At 58.9% G+C, this 22,243-nt stretch carries 15 protein-coding genes; 7 read left to right on the top strand and 8 right to left on the bottom strand.

The window, feature by feature from the left end:
• Positions 1-27: 27 nt before the first annotated feature.
• The 4 genes from ACESLM_RS11995 (at position 28) to ACESLM_RS11980 (ending at position 5,757) form a co-directional block, all read left to right on the top strand.
• Entirely contained in the window at positions 28-1,314 is a 1,287-nt protein-coding gene (locus ACESLM_RS11995; RefSeq protein ID WP_372631812.1) for an ABC transporter substrate-binding protein, read from the top strand.
• 78 nt (positions 1,315-1,392) lie between these two features.
• On the top strand, positions 1,393-2,265 hold the full coding sequence (locus tag ACESLM_RS11990; RefSeq protein ID WP_372631811.1) for a carbohydrate ABC transporter permease: 873 nt from the start codon (positions 1,393-1,395) through the stop codon (positions 2,263-2,265).
• 1 nt (position 2,266) lies between these two features.
• Positions 2,267-3,094, top strand: a complete 828-nt coding sequence (locus tag ACESLM_RS11985) for a carbohydrate ABC transporter permease (RefSeq protein WP_372631810.1) — start codon at positions 2,267-2,269, stop codon at positions 3,092-3,094.
• Between the two features lie 14 nt (positions 3,095-3,108).
• Positions 3,109-5,757, top strand: coding sequence for a family 78 glycoside hydrolase catalytic domain (locus ACESLM_RS11980; RefSeq protein WP_372631809.1), 2,649 nt, complete (start codon positions 3,109-3,111; stop codon positions 5,755-5,757).
• Here ACESLM_RS11980 and ACESLM_RS11975 read toward each other — a convergent pair.
• The 5 genes from ACESLM_RS11975 to ACESLM_RS11955 form a co-directional block, all read right to left on the bottom strand.
• Positions 5,752-6,576: a DUF4362 domain-containing protein gene (locus ACESLM_RS11975; protein ID WP_372631808.1), complete on the bottom strand. Its 825-nt coding sequence runs from the start codon at positions 6,574-6,576 to the stop codon at positions 5,752-5,754. The genes ACESLM_RS11980 and ACESLM_RS11975 overlap by 6 nt on opposite strands.
• A 275-nt stretch (positions 6,577-6,851) precedes the next feature.
• Positions 6,852-7,202 (bottom strand): DUF3243 domain-containing protein, encoded by a 351-nt coding sequence (locus tag ACESLM_RS11970; protein WP_372631807.1) that lies wholly within the window; start codon positions 7,200-7,202, stop codon positions 6,852-6,854.
• Positions 7,203-7,411: 209 nt separating this feature from the next.
• Complete coding sequence (gene def / locus ACESLM_RS11965) at positions 7,412-7,930, bottom strand: peptide deformylase (RefSeq protein ID WP_372631806.1); 519 nt, start codon at positions 7,928-7,930, stop codon at positions 7,412-7,414.
• A 6-nt stretch (positions 7,931-7,936) separates the two neighbouring features.
• Complete coding sequence (locus ACESLM_RS11960) at positions 7,937-8,179, bottom strand: helix-turn-helix domain-containing protein (protein ID WP_372631805.1); 243 nt, start codon at positions 8,177-8,179, stop codon at positions 7,937-7,939.
• Positions 8,180-8,658: 479 nt separating this feature from the next.
• Positions 8,659-10,941 (bottom strand): ATP-dependent DNA helicase, encoded by a 2,283-nt coding sequence (locus ACESLM_RS11955; RefSeq protein ID WP_372631804.1) that lies wholly within the window; start codon positions 10,939-10,941, stop codon positions 8,659-8,661.
• Positions 10,942-11,112: 171 nt separating this feature from the next.
• On the opposite strand from ACESLM_RS11955, the gene ACESLM_RS11950 reads away from it, so the two are divergent.
• Positions 11,113-11,607, top strand: a complete 495-nt coding sequence (locus tag ACESLM_RS11950; protein WP_372631803.1) for a hypothetical protein — start codon at positions 11,113-11,115, stop codon at positions 11,605-11,607.
• A 236-nt stretch (positions 11,608-11,843) separates the two neighbouring features.
• Here the strand turns inward: ACESLM_RS11950 and ACESLM_RS11945 are convergent, their stop codons facing one another.
• Positions 11,844-12,041, bottom strand: a complete 198-nt coding sequence (locus ACESLM_RS11945; RefSeq protein ID WP_372631802.1) for a DUF6199 family natural product biosynthesis protein — start codon at positions 12,039-12,041, stop codon at positions 11,844-11,846.
• Positions 12,042-13,326: 1,285 nt separating this feature from the next.
• Entirely contained in the window at positions 13,327-18,243 is a 4,917-nt protein-coding gene (locus ACESLM_RS11940; RefSeq protein WP_372631801.1) for an S-layer homology domain-containing protein, read from the bottom strand.
• A gap of 310 nt (positions 18,244-18,553) precedes the next feature.
• Between ACESLM_RS11940 and ACESLM_RS11935 the strand changes: the two genes are divergently transcribed.
• Both ACESLM_RS11935 and ACESLM_RS11930 read left to right on the top strand, forming a co-directional pair.
• On the top strand, positions 18,554-20,158 hold the full coding sequence (locus ACESLM_RS11935) for an extracellular solute-binding protein (RefSeq protein ID WP_372631800.1): 1,605 nt from the start codon (positions 18,554-18,556) through the stop codon (positions 20,156-20,158).
• A 26-nt stretch (positions 20,159-20,184) separates the two neighbouring features.
• Entirely contained in the window at positions 20,185-21,156 is a 972-nt protein-coding gene (locus tag ACESLM_RS11930; protein WP_372631799.1) for a DUF1861 family protein, read from the top strand.
• A 128-nt stretch (positions 21,157-21,284) separates the two neighbouring features.
• Here the strand turns inward: ACESLM_RS11930 and ACESLM_RS11925 are convergent.
• Positions 21,285-22,243, bottom strand: a 959-nt coding sequence (locus tag ACESLM_RS11925) for a helix-turn-helix domain-containing protein (protein WP_372631798.1), incomplete at its 5' end; no start/stop codon positions are given.

Below are 22,243 nucleotides of genomic sequence, written 5' to 3'. Positions count from 1 at the left end.
TCAAGTCAAAAGGGAGGATCACAGAAAATGAGACAACATCGACGTTTCACCGGAAAAGCCGCGCTCCTGCTTGTCGCGCTGCTGGCGCTGACGGCCACGGCCTGCGGCTCAACGGAAGAAAAGAGAGCCGCGGCTCCCGGAGAGCAAAAGGAGCAGGTGGTGCTCAACATGTATATGGCGAACACCTCCGATACGACTTATATGCCGGAGGTCAACCGCCGGTTCGAAGAGGAAAACCCGGGAATCCGGATCGAGCTGCAGACCGCTCCCGTGGATCAGTTTGAAACCGTCATCAAAACGAAGCTCGCTTCCGGCGACGCTCCGGACATCTTCACCATCTTCGCCGGAACGAAAAAGGATTCGCTGGTGAAGGCCGGCTACTTGATGGATTTGAGCGATCAGCCCTGGGTGGCGAGATTGACGGATACCGCCAGGGAGACGGCCAGCAAAGACGGCAAGGTATACGGCCTGCCCAACCGGCAAAATCTGATCGGCGTCATCTACAACAAAAAAATATTCAATGACCTCGGCATCGCCGTACCGACCAACTGGGACGAGTTTCTGGAGGCGAGCCGCAAAATCAAAGATTCCGGCGTCGTTCCGCTCGGCCTCGGGTTAAAGGATCAATTCGTCACGCAAATGATTCCCTACGCGATGGCGCCGTCCGCCATCTATCGGGACAACCCGGATTTCGACAAGAACATGTACGCCGGCACGCAGCAGTTCACCGGCTCCGTCTGGGAGCAAATGATGCAGGATTATATGGCGCTGAACGAAAAGGGCTTTTTCAACAGCGACGTATTGGGCACCTCGAACGATCAGGCGATGCAGATGTTCGCTTCGGAGAAGGTGGCTATGACGGTAACGCTTCACGGACGCATCGCCGCGATCAAGGAAGCCAATCCGAACCTCGAGCTGGGCATGTTCCCGCTTCCGTACGCGAAAGCCGGGGAGAGCGTCTGGGTATCGTCGATGCCGTCCCTGTTCGGCGGCGTCTATGCCAAAACCAAGCATCCCGAGGAAGCCAAGAAGTACATGGAGTTCCTTACGCGGCCGGAAATCGCCCAATTTTACTTGAGCTCGGTCAATTCGTTCCCGGCATTTACGGATGTGACGGTCGATCTCGATCCGGCCCTGAAGGAGATGGAAGAAGCGTTGAAGGTCGGAAGCTATTACTTCCTGGACGCCGTATGGCCGAATACCGTTCAACTGGTCATGCAGCAGCAGATTCAGAGCGTCTTTGCGGGACGCCCGATACCGGATATGCTCAAAGCCATGGACAAAGCTTTCCAGGACGGAGCCTCCATGCAATAACGACTCGCGCATACGTTTCGAAGCCGGGCGCAGCCATGCGTCCGGCATTTTATTAGAACCATTTTAGGAGGGAACATTTTGAAGAGATTCGGGACCGACATCACGTTTATTCTTCCGGCCTTTGCGGTCTTCACCTTGTTTCTGGTCGTCCCGGTCCTAAGCGGTTTTTACTACAGCTTGACCGACTGGAACGGACTGAACCCGGAAACGCGCTTCATCGGATTAGACAATTACATTAGGTTATTCAACGATTCCGATGTCGGGAACGCGATCCGCAATACGCTGCTCATCGCCGTCTGCCTGACGATCGTCAAGAACGCGCTGGGCTTGACGCTGGCGCTCGGAATGCAGGGAACGGGCAAAATCCAACGGATCATGCGGGTCTGGTATCTGGTTCCGGTCATGCTGAGCGCTCTGGCGATCGGATACATCTGGGCTTATGTGTACAGCCCCTCCGACGGAGTCCTCAATACGCTTCTGGAGGCTTTCGGACTGGACGGACTTGCCCGGGACTGGCTGGGCGACAGCCGGCTTTCCATATATAGCGTCATCTTCGTCAGCGTCTGGCATTTCGTCGGATTTACGATGATCATTTACGTCGCCGGGCTCCAGTCCGTTCCTTCGGACGTGTACGAAGCGGCTTACCTGGACGGGGCCGGAAAATGGAGCATGTTCAAGAATGTCACCTTTCCGCTTATCGCTCCCTCCTTTACGGTGAATATCGTGGTCAACATGATTGTTGGCATCAAGGTTTTCGACACGATCTTCGTCATGACGAACGGAGGGCCCGGCACCTCGACCGAAAATCTGTCCATCCTGCTGTACAGGCAAGCCTTTGCCTTCGATCGAATGGGATACGCCAGCTCGATCGCCGTCATCATGTTCATGATCATTCTGATTTTCTCCATGATACAGATTTTCGCATTAAGAAAAAGGGAGGTCGAGCACTGACATGGCACTTCGCGAACGCAACGGTTGGTTGTTGTCCCTGATTCTCGCTCTATGGGCCGTCATCGTGCTCGTTCCGATTCTGATCGCCCTCTTCGTGGCGTTGAAGACGCCGGAGCAGCTTTTGGGCGGCCCCTTGAGCCTTCCGACCGCCTTCGAATGGTCAAACTTCTCGGAAGCCTGGAAAAAGGGGATGATGGGAACCTCGCTGGTCAATAGCGTCGTCATCTCGGTCTCCGCCGTTATCCTGATCATCCTGCTGAGCTCGGCTGCCGCCTATCCGCTGTCGCGCCGCAAGAAAAAATGGGCGACCGCCACTTATCTGTACTTTCTGTCCGGCATGATGATTCCGTTCCAAATGGCGATGATTCCCTTATACAAGCTGCTAAGTCAGCTGAACCTGATCGGCAAATTCGCAGGCCCTGTGCTCATTTACATTGCGCTCGGACTGCCTTTCTCCGTGTTCCTGTATACCGCTTTTTACAAGTCCATCCCGCAGGAAATCGAGGAATCGGCGCTGATCGACGGCTGCGGCCCCTATCGGACGTTCGGGTCCATTTTATTTCCGCTCCTGAAGCCGGTCACATCCACGCTGCTCATTATGAACACGCTGACGATCTGGAACGATTTTTTCGTGCCGCTGCTGTTCCTTCAGAGCAAAAGCTCCCGAACGATTCCGCTTTCCATTTATTCCTTTACAGGGGAATTCGTTAATCAGTGGAACCTGATTTTTGCCGCCGTCATCATCGGCTCGCTGCCGCTCGTTCTCCTGTTCCTTGTGCTGCAGAGGCAATTCGTGCAGGGCATTGCAAGCGGAGCGGTTAAAGGATGAAGGGGGGCGGGAGCATGGACGACCATTTGCCGGCCGCCGGCGGACCGGATGACGGGCGGACCGCCGTTGCCGATCTTAGGCTGGAAAATCGCGTCAATCCGCTTGGAATCGATCGTTTGCGTCCGCGTTTTAGTTGGAAGCTGCATGCGGACAGGCGCAATATCCGGCAATCGGCGTACCGGATTGTCGTAGGCATTGAAGGCTTGTTTCCGGAAACGGCGGTTTGGGACAGCGGAAAGATCGAATCGGATCAATCGGTTTTCGTGCCTTACGAAGGTCCGCCCTTGCAGTCTAGAGTTCGTTATTGCTGGAGGGTGAAGGTTTGGGACGAACGAGGGATCGAATCGTTGTGGAGCGAATACGCGTGGTGGGAGATGGGGTTGCTTTCACCCGCGGACTGGACGGCCCAATGGATCGAGCCTGAACAGGTCAACGCCTCCGAGGAGCAGCTGCAGCCGGCGCCTCTGCTTAGACGGGAATTCACGGTCCGGGAATCGGTAAAGAAAGCCCGGATCTATGCCACCGCACGCGGACTTTATCAGCTCGAGCTCAACGGGAGCAAGGTCGGGGATCAGGAGCTTGCCCCGGAATTCAGCTCCTACGAGAACTGCCTGCAGTATCAGACGTACGACGTGACGAAGCTGGTGCGCGTCGGAGCGAACGCGCTGGGCGCCATGCTCGGCGACGGATGGCACGCAGGCCGAATCGGGCTGACGGGCGATTGCTGCAGCTACGGCGACCGCCTTTCCTTGCTGCTGCAGCTGGAGATCGAGACCGTCGGCGGCAGCGTCATGACGATACGCAGCGACGAGCAGTTCCGTTGTTCTTTCGGTGAAATCGTCTACTCGGATTTGTTTATCGGGGAAATGACGGATGCGCGCTTGCGGCAGGACGGCTGGAGCGAACCGGGCTTCGACGATTCGAATTGGGCGCAGGCAGCGCCTGTTCCCTTCGGATATGACCATCTTACCGCCCAGTACGCGGAACCGGTGCGCGCCGTCGCCGCCATACGCCCTTTGCAGATCTTCGAGTCTCCGAAGGGCGAAACGATCATCGATTTGGGTCAGAATATCGCAGGCAGAATGAGATTCCGAGCTTCCGGACCGGCCGGGACGAGAATCGTCTTGGAGCATGGAGAGATCCTCGACGAGCAGGGCAACTTCCGCAATAATATTATCGGCAATAACAAGGATCAGAAGGACATTTTTATTTTGCGCGGCGACGCCTCGGAGGAGTTCGAGCCCCGGTTTACTTACCACGGCTTTCGTTACGTCAAGATAACGGGGTATCCGGGAGTTCTGGATCCGAACGACTTTGCCGGCATCGTGATCGGTTCCGACCTTCGTCCCTCGGGTAGCTTCGAATGCTCCGACAGCCGGATTAATCGGCTGCAGGCCAACATCGTCTGGAGCCAGCGATCCAACATGGTCTCGATTCCGACCGACTGCCCGCAGCGGGAGAAGGCCGGGTGGCTGGGGGACATCCAGGCGTTCGCGCCTACCTCCTGCTTTAATATGGAGATGTACGCCTTTTTGAGCGGCTGGCTGCGCAACGTCCGATTCGAACAGCTCGAAGACGGCCGGATCCCGAGCGTGGTTCCTTTTACGGAGGGCTTCAAGCGCTTCTTGAAGCAGCCTTACGGTTATTCGTCAGCGGGCTGGGGAGACGCCATCGTCATCCTCCCTTGGGTCCTTTACCAGCAGTATGGCGATTTGCAGGTGCTTCGCGACAATTACGAGGCCATGAAGAAGTGGCTGGAGTTCATACGAAGCGAGGCTCCGGAAGAGGTGTGGGAGCCGGCCGGACTGCACTTTGGAGATTGGCTGATCCCCAGCCTTAGCATGGGGGACGGCGAGAAAGCGATCGATATGCGCAAAAGCGCCTACCTGACCGCAGAATTGGTGTCCACTTGCTTCTATGCGCATTCGGCGCGTCTTCTTGCCGACATCGCAGAGCTTCTGGGCAAGGCCGACGACGCGCTTCATTACAGACGCCTGAATCGGCGCATTCGGCAAGCTTTCGCCAAAAGGTACGTACGGGAGGACGGCCTGCTGACCGCCCACTTCCAAGGAATTTATGTACTGGCGCTGCACATGGATATGCTGCCGGACCGGCTTCGGGACAAGGCGGTCGACCATTTGGTTGCGCTGATCAGGGACAACGGCTGGAAGCTGGATACCGGCTTCGTGTCCGTGCCTTACCTGCTCGACGTGCTGTGCGACAACGATCGGCATCCTGTCGCCTATCGGTTGCTGCTGCAAACCGAGTGCCCCTCCTGGCTCTACGCGGTAGAGAAGGGCGCAACCACGATCTGGGAAGCTTGGCAGGCCATTTTGCCCGATGGTCGGGCGACGAACGTATCCTACAATCACTATGCGCTGGGATGCGTAGGAGACTGGCTTTACCGTCGCCTGGGCGGGATCGACAAGCTGGAGCCCGGCTATCGGCACATCCTCATCGATCCCGACACGAAGAGCGGCTTCTCGTTCGCCAAAGCCTCCTACGAGTCGGTCTACGGAACGATTCGCTCGGCATGGGAAAGAAACGGGGACATGGTCCGGCTGTCCGTAGAAATTCCGGCGAATACCCGGGCGACCGTGGTCCTGCCTGACGGCCAACGGATCGTCGGCAGCGGGCGACACGAGTTTCACTATAACTTATAACACTTCCAGCACGACGCGCGGCTGTTCGCTGCCGCACTTGGACAACGTGTAGCGCCCGCCGTCCTGCTCCAGATTTTTGCAGTAATCGATCGATCTCTTCGGCGCGCCGAAAGCGTCCATCGTGTTGTCGTACGTATACTGGATCGCCTGTCCGTCGAAAATGAAATCTTCGAAAATCGGATCCCCTTCGATCGTGTAGGACGTCAAGTGCGCCTCGCTCGGATTCCCTGCCCGGACCTGCTCGACGAAATGCGTCCACTTGTCCAGGTTGGTCAGCTCGCCGTGCAGGTTCACGATATCCCCGTTTGCGGAAGCTTGATCCGGCGTGTAGTCCAGCGACCGGATCAGCTCCCTTAACCGGTCGGTGTGCTCCTCCGTCAGCGTATATCCCGTTCCCGTATCCTCTACGTAAGTATATAAGCCTCTTGAGCCCGGCTGATAGCCCAACCACAGATGAAAGTCCGCCTCGCCGTCTTCGCCGACGAACGACACGTCAAACTCTGGCTTGCCTATATCCAGGACGCCTTCCATTTTCTCCGCGTCGCGGAACGCTTCCACGAACGCTTGCAGTCTCTCCCCTGCCGGGAACTCGCCCAGCGGTGCCGGATACACGCTCCCGAACCGCTGCGAGCGGCTGACGACCGCCTGACCGAATTCCGCTTCCCCCCACTTTACAATTGCGATCTCCGTCATCCTTTCCGGCGAGGCCGGATTCTCCTGCGTGCTCGGCATCGGCTCTCCCGCAGGCTTCGCAGCGCCGCAACCCGACAAGAGCAGCAGAGCGGCAAGCGCCGCCGCTATCCCGTTCCTTTTCTTCATCTGTACGATCACCTCTTTATTCAGACGCAGCGTTCGGCAGATAGGTTTCAGCTTCCCGGCGGCGGGACCGCCCCTATGAAACGTTGAAAGAGCATGCCTCCCCGACCGTCGGAAGGGGGGACCTGCTCTATTGGGTTACGTCTATTGGGTTACGTCTATTGGGTTACGTCTATTGGGTTACGTCTATTGGGTTACGTCTGTCGGGTTACGTCTGTCGGGTTACGTCTGTCGGGTTACGTCTGTCGGGTTACGTCTATCGCTTTATGCCTGCCGGGCTACTGCATCCGGGTACCTTGAGCCAGTCTCAACAGCATATGGGAGAGCGCATGCCTCTCTTCTTCCGTCCCAGCTTTCCACAGCTCCTGCAGCAGCAGTTCCTCGCTATTGCGGGGCTCCTCGTGGCTGGCCAGGTAGTCGGCGACCTTCTGCGCGATGACCGCCATCTGCTCCTCGCTCATGCCGATGCTTTCGGCCATGCGGACTCGTTTGTGAAGGTAGCCTTTGAACTCCTCGAAATTTCTCAAGATGCGGTCCCGCTCCGAAGGCTCGATTCTGGAAATGGCGGCCCCCACCTTGCCCGGCTCGATATCGCCGTCCTTGTCTACTACATGGTTATGCTCGGACATCCGAAATCCTCCTTGCGCTGATTTGGTTATGCCTTCCCAGTGTTCCCTTCCGAGCGAGGTTCGAACCCGTTCATTGGAAGACAATGCCGAAGCCCTTAAGCGCTGTGCCCGCGCCGGCGGACACAAGAAGGTGCCGATCCAAATCCTTCGGCGATCCGTATCTCCCGATTACGGCCCGCCGAAGGCCGTCCCGTCCCGAGAACCTCGGCTTACAGACCCTGATTGGTCAGCTTGACGACCTCGAACAGCGGGATTTTGTCCTCCGTCTGATCCGCGAACAGCCAAGGTCCCTGAACGTGGTCGACGAACAGAACGCCGTTCAGATGATCGATCTCATGCTGGATGCACCGGGCCAGAAACCCTTCCCCCTCCAGCTCGACCGTCTCCCCTTGCCGGTTCATCGTCGTGATTTTAACGTAATTCGCCCTTTTCACGAAGCCGTGATATCCGGGGTAGGACAGGCAGGCTTCCGCCCCCTCCTGCTCTCCGCTCGTCTCGATGATTTCCGGATTGATCAGCTCGATCAGCCCGTTGCCGCAATCCATGACGATCACCCGCCGCAAAATGCCGACCTGGGGCGCGGCCAACCCGGCCCGGCCTTCCGCCGAGTACAGAGTCTCGGCCATGTCGTCGAGCAGCTTGGCGATCTTCGGCGTCACCGCCTCAACCGTCTTCGCTTTCTTGCGCAGGATGGATTCCCCGAAAGGAACGATATGCAATACGGACACTTTCTTCTAAGCTCCCTTCGTTTGATCGGGAGAGGTATGGATCCACAGATCTCCGGGCGTGCATTCCAATGCCGTGCACAGAGCGTCCAGCGTCTCGCCCTTCATCTGCTTGGGCTGGCCGTTGACGAGCGCGCTGATGGACGGCGCGGACATCCGGTAACCCGCTTTGTCCTGCAGCAGCCGCTGCAGCTCCGCGCCCGACCATATGCCTCTTTCCAGCATCACTTTGCGCAACACCCACTCCAGCATCCCGCGATCTCCTCTCCGGTCACCTGATGATTTAATCAGTGCCTTAAAATATTAGGTAGCACCTAATATATCATAATGCGCCGACGCCCACAAGCGTTCCGCAAGTTGATGCGGGGATGCAACTCCCTCCGAGGGGCGGTCCACCAGACCGTTATTAGCTCCGTACGGAGCGATCAGCCCCAGTTAGCGGTCCACCAGACCGTTATTAGCTCCACATGCGGCGATCAGCCCCAATTAGCGGTCCACCAGACCGTTATTAGCTCCACATGCGGCGATCAGCCCCAGTTAGCGGTCCACCAGACCGTTATTAGCTCCACATGCGGCGATCAGCCCCAATTAGCGGTCTGCCAGACCGTTATTAGCTCCGCACGGGGCGATCGGCCACAGTTAGCGGTCTACCAGACCGTTATCCGCTCCACATGCGGCGATCGGCCCCAGTTAGCGGTCTGCCAGGCCGCTAATCCATTCCCCCGGTGCGATCACCCCCGCCACTCCTCCGGGAGCAGACGGGCGTACTTCGGCTGCAGATAGCGATCGTCGACGAGCATCAGCCGGCCGCGATCGCGCTCGGTGCGGATGAGCCGGCCCCCGGCCTGCAGCACCTTGTTGATGCCGGGATACACGTAAGCGTAGTCGAAGCCGCTCATCCCCCGCTCGTCGAAGTGACCGCGGATCAGATTGCGCTCCAATCCGAGCTGCGGCATGCCCACTCCGACGACGGCGACTCCGTTCAGCCGGTCCCCGGTCAGGTCGATCCCCTCCGAGAAGATGCCCCCCATCACCGCAAAACCGATCAAAGTCCCTTCGTTTGCCGCATCGAACCGGTCCAGAAACCGTTCCCGCTCCTCCTCCGCCATATCCGGCGTCTGAAGCAGCGTTTGCCAGCCATCCCCGGCTCGCGAGGCAAACTCCTCGTACATACCGTTCATATATTCGTAAGAGGGGAAGAACACGAGATAATTGCCCCGCCGCCTTCCCGCAAAATCCAGCAAAGCCGCCGTCAGCCGCTCCTTCGTCCGGTCCCGGTCCGCATACCTCGTCGACAGAGAGACGATCTCCACCTCCCACTGCTCCTTGGCGAACGGCGATCCGAGCGTCACCGAGTAGTCCTCCTCTCCGGCGCCGAGCATATCCATGTAGTAGTTCAGAGGAGAAAGCGTCGCCGAGAAAAAGACGTGCGCCAGAAATCCTTTGCCCATCTGGGCAAGCAGATTCGACGGGTCCAGGCAGAACATTTTGAGCCGAACCTCGTTCCGCTCAAACTCCGCGTAAGCGACGTACCGTTCGTCGTACAGTTTCCCGGTCCGAATCCAAGCCGCCGCCGCGAAGTAGGCGTTCAGCAGCCGCTCGCTTCCCGCGCCCGGGCCGCCGCCGGCCAGCTCCCGTTCCGCCCGCGCCGCGAACTCCTCCACCAGCTCCAGCAGTCCTTCGGGAACTTCCTTCGAGACGAGCGGTTCACCGCCGGCTCGCTTCTTCAATTCCACAAACCATTTGTTGACCGCTTTGGCGGCAGCGTGCAGCTGCGGGCTGATTCCCTTGAACTCCCGCTCCAGCTCCAGAAACTCCCGCTTCTCCAGCACCGCCGAATACATCTCTCGCGCGCGGTCGACCAGGTTGTGCGCCTCATCCACGAGCAGGACGGTCCTTTTTTTCTGCTCTCCCATCAGCCTCTTCAAAGAAACTCTCGGATCGAAAATATAGTTGTAGTCGCAAATGACCGCATCCGCTCCGTACGCCGCATCCAGCGACATTTCGAACGGGCATACGGCGTGCTTGCGCGCATACTTCTCGATTGTCTCCCGGCGGATCAGCGTCTCGCTGCCGAGCAGGTCAAGGATCGCCTCATTAATCCGATCGTAATAGCCGTTCGCGTATGGGCAGCTCTCGGGGCGGCAATCCACCTCGTCCTGGAAGCAGATTTTCTCCTTCGCCGTAATCGTCACGGAACGCATCCCGAGTCCCCGCTCCGCCATGAGCGCCAGCGTATCCTCCGCGGCCGTTCTCGTAATCGTCCTGGCGGTAAGATAGAACAGCTGCTCCAGCTTCCCGGTTCCGATCGCCTTGATCGCGGGAAACAGCGTCGAGACCGTCTTCCCGATGCCGGTCGGAGCGCGGGCGAACAGCTTGCGTCTTTCTCCGATCGTTTTGTACACGGCCCCTGCCAGCTTCCGCTGCCCTTCGCGATATGCCGCGAACGGAAACTCCAGCCCCGCTATGCTCTCGTGCCTGACCCGCCTATTTCCGGCAAGCATGCGCGCATACGGAGCGTACGCCTCGATCACCCCCAGAACGTACGCCTCCAACTCGGCCTTCGTCATCTCCCGTTCGAACTGCCTGACTTCCTCCGTGTCCACCTGAACGTAAGTTAGTCGGACGCGCAGCCGATCGACGCCGTTTTCCACCGAGTACATATAAGCATAGAAGTACGCCTGAGCCCAATGCACCTCCGGTGTCCCGTCCTCCGTCATCGAGGCGATATCGCGTACCGTGGATTTGATTTCCTCGATCGTCGTCTCGCCGTTTTCTCCGATCAGCAGGCCGTCGCATCGTCCATCCACCGCGAACAAGAGATCCCCACAGCCGACTTCCGCGCTCAAGTACACTTCCTTGCGATCGCGCTCCCCGTACTTCGATTGCAGCTTCTGGTGCGCCTTCGTTCCCTCGGCCAAAGCGCTTGCCGCCCGGAAGCCGGAATCGAGGCTGCCGCTTCGAAACACGTGCTCCACGAGCCTCCTGACGGACAGGGATATGGTATCGGTCATGATGCGCTCTCCCACTCACAGAACATTTGTTCTATTGTACCATAGATGGGACCGGACTGTGTTTTCCGCGTACGACTTTATTTCTTATATGCCTGAATTCCTCCCAATGATAGAATAGAAAAAACTGGATGTCCGAATGGGTAGGTTCCAAGAAAACCGGAGGTCACGCGCATGCCCAAAAACGGCAAAGATCAGTCCTCTGCCTCATCCGGCAAGAAGCAATCGAAACCCGCGCCGGCGAATACGAACGCTCATGGCTACGTTCCCGGCACCGTCCCGTCGCTCCCCTTTCTCGGATCGATCGGCAACAGCGCCGCGCTGCAGTTGATGGGCCAGACGGGGCTCCAAGACTCCGATATGGACGAGGACGAACCGGAGGAAAAGCTTGACGAGGAACTCGACGAAGAGAACCTGGCCGACAACGAAATGGATGACGAGGATCTAGAAGACGAGAGCCTGGTCGAGGACGATATGGACGACGAAGACATGATGTGGGAGTCCGAATTCGCTGAAAAGCAGTATGAAGAGTATCTGGAGAAAAAAGAAAACGGCGAAGTGCAAGAGACGTTGGATTACGATTCCTCGGACAACGACAGCGAGATGTACGAGGACACGTTCGTTCAATCGCTCGCGCAGATTTACTCCGTTACGGAACCCTATCTATAACCATGATAAATCCAAATCACATACTGCCTATGTGCTTACTCCAAGTTTTCCAGCACAAATCACTCAATAAAATTAAGGCTGTGTCCAGTTACGGACGCAGCCTTTTTCTTGAGATACTTGGCGTGGAAGCTATATAGACGGGTTCTGGTCTAAAAGGCATCGAGATCCAATCGTTTAAGGTGGCAGCGTTTAGCAAATGCCCATAAAAGGCGGGTGTTCAGGTTCGAGGAGTCCCCCTAGACGAATCTTAATGCAATCATACCCGCTAGTCCGATAATGAAACAGAGCGCTCCGCCGAAACGTGTAGATATAAGATATAAGTCTGAGGGATCGGTAGCATCATTTGATTTCCATCTCTCGGTAATCATCCATAGAATATTAGGCTTGATCAACATAAGAGCGCCTATTAGCATTAGAAAAATAAATAAAAGCATTTTAACAACTCCTTCCGGTTCTAGACACGTTGATGCAGGTATTTGAGGGCAAATCCGCGTCATTTCTGAACCAGCAACGACTTCCATCTAACACAACAAAGCTTCAAGGGTGGTATTCACCGCATTTGGAATACCCTAAATGACATCCAGGTATCTACAACCAATAGCTGGTTTAACTCAATCTACCAGAACATGTTAGGATAGCATCGTTAGGGTTATTTTGAGAATCTTGTCCCTTTATTAAACCTTACTTTAAGATGAATCCCTGAAGAATCGGCATCAACAATTCGTTTGAGACCGCTAATGTACCTTCCCTGTCAGAGGCAGGTCCCGCGAGCATGAATCCGTCATCGGCTATCCAGCCTTTGCTATTCGGATCGCTGTCTTCGCTTACATACTTGGTGATGGCAATGCGACTGAGATCTGGGCTGAGATACAAATCACCGAAAGGGAACATGACGATGTTTCCGTTTTCGACTGACGAATAAATGATTGTTGCCATATTGTTCGAATTGAACTGTAAACTGAGTTTACGATGCTCAGGCGGAATCGGGGATGTCCTCTCCTTCGACCTCGACAGTACCCTTGAACCGGGATAACCCACGCCAGTTCTTCCATATCTCCCCATCCACTCGCACGATGGTTGGTTTGGCGTAACTAGCGTTAGCTTCGCCTAATTGAAATTCAATAGTATTAATCGAAAGGGATATTGTTCTGGTGTGAGTGTACCAGGCATATAAACCGATGAGTACGGCGATTATAGCCACAATGGTGTAGCTTACTTTGCTCATACGAATGCAAATACCCCATAAATTACCGATTTATTCATTTTATGATACCATAAAGGTAAGTATTCAGTGAACCCACCTTATGACAGCTGGAGTTGGGCTCTGAAGTCACTGCAGAGCGGCAAAATATCTTTATGGCTATCCAATTAGCTCAGGATAGGTGATCGCATTTGTAGATAGGCATGATTGAAGTAAGCGGTTAAACACGACGACGCCGGGGGCGCGATCGCCTTCGGTATCCGCAAAGGCATAGAAAAGCGACGTCAGGAGAAAGAAGAAGAGGAAGTTTCGGATACGGATTAGACGAGAAGCCCCTGCACGCTGGAGCCGAACGTGAAGCCGTCAAAAGCGTCATTTCCCAACTGTCCGGCCAGTCCGTCTCCTTCCACCCGTCGGACAATGAGAAGGCGCAGGTAGGCGCATGCGCTCCCGGCCCGCCGCAATGGCGAAAGGAGCGGCATGCGCCTCCGGCGTTTCCGGCGACGATACGCGGAAAATTAATTTTGCGGAGAAACGAGGCGATACAGCTTAGCCAGCAGGACGGCGGCTTCCGCCCGGGTCAGGCTGTCGTTCGGGCGAAGCCGATGGCGCTGATCCCCTTGAATCAGGCCGATGCCGACGATGCGCGAGAACGCTTCGTAAGCTGAGGGCGATAACAGCGCGGCATCCTCGAATCTTTCCAACGCGCTCGGCTCCGACGGGAGGTCCGCCGCATTCTTCAGCAGGCGATCCAGGACGATCGCCGCTTCCAACCTCGTCAGCTTGCCGCCCGGATCGAAGGCATCCGGCGTCTTGCCCAAAATCAGCCCCGCCTTCGCGGCCGACGCCACGTCTTCGGCATACCAGCTTCCCGCCTTCACGTCCGCGAAGGAATGGGAAGCGCCTTCGGCCCGCAAGCCGAAAGCCCTCACGATCAGCGACGCGAACTCCGCGCGGGAGACCTTCGCGTTCGTTCCGAACTTCCGCTCTCCGACGCCCTGGACGATCTGCTTGGCGGCAAGCTCGCTCACCGCGGCGTGCGCCCAGTGGGCAGCCGGCACATCCTCGAATGCCTTCGCGTACTCCAGAACCGCATAGCGGCTGAAATGACGGACGTCCGCCGATATCCGGCTCTCCGATTCCGCGCGGCCGCCCTCGTACCGTAAAGATCCGTCCTCCCCCAGATAGTAGACGCCGAGCAGAGAGCGGGAGACGCCCGGCCCGATATCGAACGTCAAGCGAATCGGAGGATCGAATTCGCGTATAAGCAAAGGAGATTCGCCGCCCTCTCCCTCCAGAGACAGACTCAGCTCGTAAAGTCCCCCTGCAAGCTTCAGCCTGGCCCCGGCGGACGATTCGAACCTCCGGACAGCGGAAGCCGCCTCATCCTCACCCGCTCTGACCATTCGCAGAGAGAGGCTCCAATCCTTCAATCCCGCGGCTTGCGCGCGTTCGATCAATTCCTTCACGAGCCTATCCGAAACGGTCAGCGCCATATCCGCGCTGCCGAACTCGAACGTTCGCGAGGCATGCTCCTCCAGCAGACGCCCGGACAACCGGACCGTACTCGCCCCCTCGGGCAGCGTCAGCCTGACGACTCCGTCCGGCCGCACGGAGAGCGACTCCCCGCGAACCGTCCAGACGCCCTCGGACACCTCGCCGCCCAAGCCGCCGTCCGCGCCCCCACCGGAGCTTCCACCGCCGGAGCTTCCCGCGACGATGACGAGCAGGACCGAAGCTTCCCCCCGCTCCGTCAAGGCCTTCGCCCGGATCTGCCCCGCCTCGGTCGTCCTCGGGATCGCGAGCGCAGCGGCGAATTTGCCCTGCGCATCGGTCGTCGCCGTCGCCGTGCTTCCCGCCGCTTGCACCGTTACGCTGACGCCGGCAACCGGCATCCCGACTCCGCCGCCCTTGACCGTGCCGCTCAGTCGAACGCTCGAGCCGGACGCAATCGCCGATGCGGGGGCATCCAACGTCACGACATGCCGGCCGTCCACCTGCTCGGGCGGGCCGACGGCCAGCATGCCGCTGACGCTGTCCCGCAGCACTTTGACCGAAGCCGCCCCCGGCGCCGAATATTCGGCGTAAGAACGAACCGGATACAGAATGAGAGCGTCGATGTCGGCCGGAACCCGCAGGTCCGAATTTTCCAGCTTCAGCGGAACCGTCCCGCCCGGAAGCTCGACCGTGTCGATGCGCTTGATCTGAACGGCATCGGCGACCGTGCCTTGCAGACTCGCCGTTATCGGAGCCCGATCTCCAAGACCGACCGACACTCTGGCTTCCGGATCGGCGATAAAGCTCAGCATCACGTCGTAAGTTCCCGCTTCGGGCGCCTCGATATCGAAGGTCCTCGCTTGACCGGGAGGCATCCGCACGTAGCTGGACCCCGACAAGTCGGTGTTGGAATAACGGATTTCCGGCACGCTCATCCGGTACAGCTTCCCTTCCGTCACGACCGCGTAGCCTTCGTGAAGAGGGTTCTTCGAAGAGCTGGCCGCGAAAACGATCTCCAGCTTCGCCGCCCCTTCGGGAATTTTCTCCACGGGCGTCGTACGGACCGCTCCCGTTCCCGAGTACCAGGTGCGGGCATGGTACTTCATGTCGTTCGCGTCGGCCACCTTGACTTTGTCCCCGTTCGCCAGCACGGCGTATACTTCGGCTCTCAGGGACGTATCGAACTCGACCCGCGCGGCGAACTCCAGCTTCACCGCGTCTCCCGGCCGAAAGCTTGCGGCGCCTTCCCCGATCGGCAGCTCCGTCCGCAGCGAGCCTCCGTCGAACAGCCTCACGTTGTTATACCCGGCTCCCTCCACGAACAAAGCGCGGCTTCCCGTCCATCCGGGGTAGATTTCCGTTCCTTCCCCGACGGCCAGGGCATCCTCGTGCACCTTCGCTTCGTCCGTGCCCGAATCCGCGTCCTGCTTCGTCAGCGCCGCGTTCGGATCGTTCAACAAGCCGAATGGGAACGCCATCTCCTCGTCGGGCGGAGCCGCGCTTTGATACAGCCCTTCCGCCTCTATCGTCTTCGCCCCGTTCCCGGCCGTCTGCCGCGCGAACAAGTACGGACGCGCGATCGGATTGTCCAGCACCCGGATCAGCGCGCGAATCGCTTCGTCCAGCGACTCCGCCCCGCTGTTGATGTTGACCTCGTCAGCGTGCAGGCCGTCGTACGCGTAGCCCTCCTCCTGGTTGAACATCGGGAAGCCGCGAGCGTTGTTGCCGGTCCACCACGAAGCCGCAAGACCGGCCAGGACCGCATACTTCTCCTTACCCGTCACCTCGTGCAGAGCGAGCAGATTATCGACGTAGCTGGCCGTCCCGTACTGGATGAGCGGATACGGCTTCTTGTTCGGATGCATCGTCTCCGCGCGGCCGGAGATCAGCAGATCGCCGAGAAAGCTGTCCGCCGCATGCTCCGCCGCTTCGACCCAGGCTGCGTTGCCCGCGATTCTTCCGGCGTACGCCATCGCCCGTACCTGAATGCTGTTCCATTCGTCCCAGTTGTGGACGCCGGACACTCCGTCGTAATGATGCATGAACCCGCCGTACGGATAATCCCTGTAATCGCCCGCCTTCGCCGGCATGAGTCCCTCCGCGAGCTTGCGGACCGATTCGCGGATCGCGCTGCGGGTCGACTCGTCCTCGGTCGTCTTCCAATGCTCCGCCAGCGCATTGATCGCGGAAGAAGTCAGCCAGGTGTCGCCGAGCAGCAGCCACTTGGCGGTCCGCACGGCTCCGTTAACGGAGTATTGGCCGTAGTGCGGGTCGGTCATCTCCTTCAACCGCTTCAGGCAGAGGGCCAGCCGGGCTTCGACTTTGGCCGCGAGAGCGGCGTCCTCCGCCTTGAGCCGGGGAAGCGCGACCGCCATCGCCTCGTAGGAACGCACCGCCCACCAACTGAAGCTCTTCCGGGAGGACGCACTGTCCTTCGGGCGAATCGTGCCGTCCGGATCCCGCACGACGAAGTTGTCGAAGTCTCCGTCCTCGTACTGCATCCACATGAGGAACTCCAGTCCCCGCTTGATTTTGCCGTAGCTGAGCTCGTCGCCGTACTTGCCGTAATGCTCGGCGAAGGCGATTACCGCCCGCGACACGTCGTCCACCGAGGCGAATCCCTCCTGCGGATCGCCGACCCAGGCGTAGCCTTTGGACAGATCGCTCCGGTCGACCGGCTCGGAATACAAGTGCGTCACCATCATCGGAACGCCGTCGATCGTCACATCCTCGTTCATGAAGCGGAAATGCTTCAGATTCAAATAAAATTCGTCGGCGCGATGAAGCGCGAACTTGCGGAAATAGGACAAATCCTTCTCCGTCAGTTGCCCGTCCGCATCGAAATCTCCCCGCGGGTCGAACTGTCCGCTCCCGATCCTCTCGGCCAGCCAATCCGCATCATTCTCGTCGACCGCCGAATCTCCGTTCAGATCGTAGAGAGACGTCGCCGCCCGTTCCGCGGTCACCTTCAGCCCTTTCAGACGCACCGGGACGTTCGTCTCGTTGTGCAGCTCGATCCACAGCTCCGCGGCTCCGTTCCTGACGACGCCTTCGTTACCGACGATCCGGCCGTGCGACGCGAACCATTTGCCGCGCGCCGTTCCGGAAATATCGTTCAGGTCGAGCAGCGTATTCTGCCCGTCGTTCACCCGCACGAACACGCCGTCCTCGCGGTTGACGCCGTCCGGCACGAACAACTCGGCCTGCACGCTCACCTTGTCCCCGGGCTGCGGCATCGCCGCCCCGGTGCCGACCGGCAGCGCGCGCCAAGCCGCCGCGTCCGGCTGTATGAACGCCGCAGTCCCGAAAGCCGTCTTGCCGTTGCCCTCCCAATTGCCGTCGAACGACGAGGAGAAGTCCCGATTCGGCAGCGGATACGGCTTCGTCTCCCCGTCCTCGCCGACTCCCCAGACCTCCACCTTCGTCACTTCGATATTGCCCGCCGTATCGTTGTGCAGCTCGATCCACAGCTTGTCCTGACCCGCCGGGATACGGCCTTCCAGGCTTTTCGCCGATGTCGTCAGCTCGACCGCCGGCCCTCTAGGGACACCAGCCAAACGGTTGATCTCCGCAAGCTGTTCCCCGGCCACTAGCCGGACAAGCACGTTGTCGTCGGTCGTTACGTCCGCATCCAGCGTAGCGTACACCTTGGCGTAGACCGCATCGTTCACGCTCGGTCCGCCGTCGGCGTTCGTCACGTCGATCGGCTGCCAGATGGCGGCGCCGGGCTGCAGCTCCAAATAGCGCACCGCCCGGATGGCGTCCGTCGTTCCCGGAGGGTTGTTGCTGTCCCACCCCGTCAGCCCTTGACCGAAATCTCCATTGTCGATCGTATAGACGACTTGAATCGTGTCCGCTCCGTTCGCCGCGGCGGGAGGCGACCATCCCGCCGTCCACAGCAGCAGCAAAGCCAGCGCAAGCGTTCCCCATTTTCTCATTGCTTTCCCGAACCCCCTCGTAGAAGATTAGGATACCTAGTTCGTCAATCCGTCCGGCAACTGCCCGCAACGTGAATCAATGTCATCATAAACGCCGGCCCGGAGCATCGGGTATTCTCGAAAACGACGATTCATGGAATTCGGAAGGAGCGTTGTTTTCTGCAGCCTCCGCCTCCTCTCTTTCTGACATCGCCGTCGCTTTCTGCCCTATACGAAGCGGTGCGCTCCGGTCTACTCTGGAACTGCGCTTCGGCGTACCGATTACGAACGATCGCGCAATCCATCCATTTTCGTTAAGGAGGTTTTTCCATTGCCATCAGGGGGAAAAGAACGCTTGTACCGCATGACGAAGAAACGCGCCGGCAAGAAAACGATCGGGGCCGCCCTGGCGCTGGCGCTTGTCCTGCTGCTCGTCTCGGCCTGTTCGGGCGGCGGCTCGTCGGAGAGCAGCCCTTCGGCTTCTCCTTCGCCGTCTCCTTCCGCCTCGCCGACTACGGAGGCGTCGGAGTCGCCTTCCGAGCAGCCGTCCGCAGAGCCGGTCGAGCTTAAGGCGCTGTTTCCCGGAGATAAGCCGGTCGACTTCGAGCTCGTGCTGGAGGAAGTCAACAAGAAGCTGATCGCCGACGGAATCGGCGCCGCGCTGAACATTCAATTTATCGGGTGGAACGACTACGGCAACGTCACAACGCTCAAGGCCTCGGCGGGAGAAGAGTTCGACATGTTCCTGGACGCCCCTTGGCTGCATATCTCGCAGATGATCAGCAGCGGCTCCATCATCGAGCTCGACGAGCTTGTCGCCCAATCTCCCGAGCTGCAGAACTCGATCCCGGAGCAAATGTGGGAAGCGAACAAGTTCAACGGCAAAATTTACGGCATCCCTCTCGGCATCTCCCAGGGCAAAATCGGCGGCTTTCTGATCCGCAAAGACTTGCGCGAGAAATACGGCCTGTCTCCGATCAAGACGATCGACGAGCTGGAGCAATTTCTCTATCAAGTGAAGGCCCAGGACAAGAACATCATCCCGTTCGCCACGGACGGACGCTACGCCGACGGCCTCGTCAACCTGTTCAACACCGAGACGACCGGGGAGAACAAAGTGATGGAGATCGCCATGGACGTGTTCTACAACGGAACGAAGGACGGTAAAATCTATCCGATCTACGAGCGCCCCGGCTTCGAGGACAGTCTGAAGAAGCTGAACCGCTACTTCAAGGACGGCATCCTGGAGAAAAACCTCGCCCAGCAGGAAAACTCCACCGCTCTCTTCAACCAGGGCAAGGTCGCCGCGATTCAATACTCCGGGGACGGAGTCGAAGGGCTGAAATTCACGGACGCGCTGAAAGTGCCCGGAGTCGAGCTGGAAGTCGTCATCGTCAACCCCGAAGATCCGGTCTATTCGGACTTCAAGCAGTGGAACTTCCTGTGCGTGCCGGCCTCCTCCAAGCATCCCGACAAGGTGATGGCCGTCATGAACTGGCTGTCGATCAAGGAGAACCACGATCTGCTCGAATACGGCATCGAGGGCAAGCACTGGACGGCGGTCGGCGACGACAAGTACGCGGTCGCGGAAGGCAGCCAATATTCGTTCCCCGGCTACGTGATCTCCTGGCGGCCGAACCTGGCCCGCACGCCGGACCATATGATCCCGGACGATCTGAAGTGGTTCAACTTCACGCGGAACGCCGACAACTTCCTGCTGTCGCCCTACGCCGGCTTCACGCCGAACACGGACCCGTTCAAAACCGAATTCGCGCAGCTCAGCCCGATCAAGGACGAGATTCTGAAGCCGCTCGGGGCGGGCGTGCTCAGCGCGGAGAAGGGGCTCAAGGAATTAAAGGACCGGTACGAGAAAGCGGGCAACGCCAAAATATTGGCGGAGCTGCAGCGGCAATACGACGAGTTCAAAGCTCAATAGCGAGAGGAGATACAAGGATACCGCATATGGACACACTCACTCATCGGCCGCAATCGTGCATGCAATTGCTGGAGGAGTACGCCGCAAGCCGCCTTGAAGGAACCGCCATTAAGCTGCGGTTCGCGGAGGTGGGCGGGCGGGACGTCTACAACATTACCGCCCCCTTCGAGGCGGAAGGCGTTGACGTGATCGCCGGGCGGGTGGAGGCCCGCGACTCCGAGGACTCGGAGATCGTGTTCTTCTCCGAACGGGACGGCTTGTGGCGGCCGCTTCCCGGCGTTCCCTCGCTGCCTTACCAAGATCCTTTCGTCTGCTCCGTCGGCGGCGAATGGATCGGCGGCGGCGTGGAAGCCTGGGCGATCCCGGACGATCCGAACGGCTTCTCCTGCTGGCGGACGGTTTTCTTTCGGGGAAGAACGCTGGGCGAGCTGAGACGCTTCGCCGTCGGCCCGGATCTGATGAAGGACATCCGCCTGCTGGAGCTTCCGGACGGCCGGATCGCGGTCTGCACAAGGCCTCAGGGCGCCGTCGGCGGATTGGGGCAGATCGGCTTTACCGTGCTCGATTCCTTGGAGCAGCTGACCGCCCGGCGGCTGGAGCAGGCAACGATATACGCCGACCAGTTCATTCCGGAGGAGTGGGGAGGGGCGAACGAGCTGCACTTGCTGAGCAACGGGGATATCGGCGTACTTGGGCATATCGCCCGGTATGACGAAGCCGGCGATCGCCATTACTACTCGATGACGTTCGCCATCCGTCCCGATACCGGCGCCCGGACGGCGATGAAGATCATTGCCGTCCGCGACGATTTCGAGTCCGGCTCCGCCAAGCGCCCCGATCTGACGGACATTCTGTTCAGCGGAGGCCTCAAGCGACTTCCCGGCGGCCGGGCGGCCCTTTATGTAGGGGTCAGCGACGCGGAGGCGCACGTCATGCACCTGCCCGACCCCTTTCTCGAATACGAGCAAAGCTCTCGGGATGCGCTCTACACGGCCTGAACCGATAGGCCCGCGAGACGATGGGTGAGATAAGCCCGTGATGCGGGCTTATCCGGCGGACCCGCTGGGGCGATGGGGCTGACAAAGCCCGCCGGGCGGGCTCATCCGGCGGTGCCTGAGGGGCGATGCTACTTGGCAAGGTTTTGTTTGGTCCCCGGCGCCGGCGCGGGAGTCTGCTGATACGCCTTCCGATATTGATTCGGCGTCATGCCGTACCTTTTCTTGAACGCGACGTAGAAAGAGTTGATCGCGGGGAAGCCCATCTGCACCGAAATCTCCTCTACCGTCCGGTCGGTCTCGACAAGCAGCTCGACGACCCGCTCCAGACGCTTCTGCGCGATGTAATCGGCCAGAGGCTGACCCGTCTCTTCCTTGAACAGCGACCGCAAATAGTTGATCGACATCTTCATCCGATCGGCCACCCACTTGGACGACAGATTCGGGTCCGCGAGCTGCAGATCGATCAGCGCGATCGCCTCCGCGACGATCTGCCCGTTGCGGCTCGCCTTGTTCGCCGCCTGGCGCTGAAGCTCCAGAAACTCCCTCATCCGCTCCTCCAGCCACTTCTCCACCGCCTGCAGCACTTCCAACCGGCTCATCGTCTCTTGAATGAACGGGATATCCCAAGTATCCCCCAGCGCGTCCGACTTGCGGATCTGATTCATCGTCTTGCCGATGTTCAGAATAAGCTGGGTCAGCGCCAGCTGCCCTTCGGATACCGACATGTCCGTCGTATCCCGGACGAACGCCCCCAGATGCCGGACCGCCTCTTCCTCGTTTCCGAGCTTCAGCGCGTTCAGAATTTTTCTCTCCCGATCCTCCGGATATTTGTACGCGGAAGCCGATTCGCGGCGCTCGGCCTTCGCCACGCCGATCGTTCCCCGTCCCCGGAAATAGCGTTCCTCCGCCTGTCTCAGCGCCAGCTTGTAAGCGTCGTGCATGTCCGCGTAATCCTCCAGTGGCGGGCTGACCGTCAGACTCGTCTCCATCTCCAGGTAATCCTTGATCGCCGACTGGCTCTCCCGCAAATGCTCCAGCAGCTCGGCTTCGGAGCGGGCTTCCGTCTCCACGATAAGCACGACTCTGT

Origin of the sequence: Cohnella sp., from assembly GCF_041641335.1 — a bacterium.
Classification (GTDB): domain Bacteria; phylum Bacillota; class Bacilli; order Paenibacillales; family Paenibacillaceae; genus Cohnella.
The sequence above is the reverse complement of the archived record's forward strand: the minus strand, read 5'-3'. Positions and strand labels throughout refer to the sequence as shown.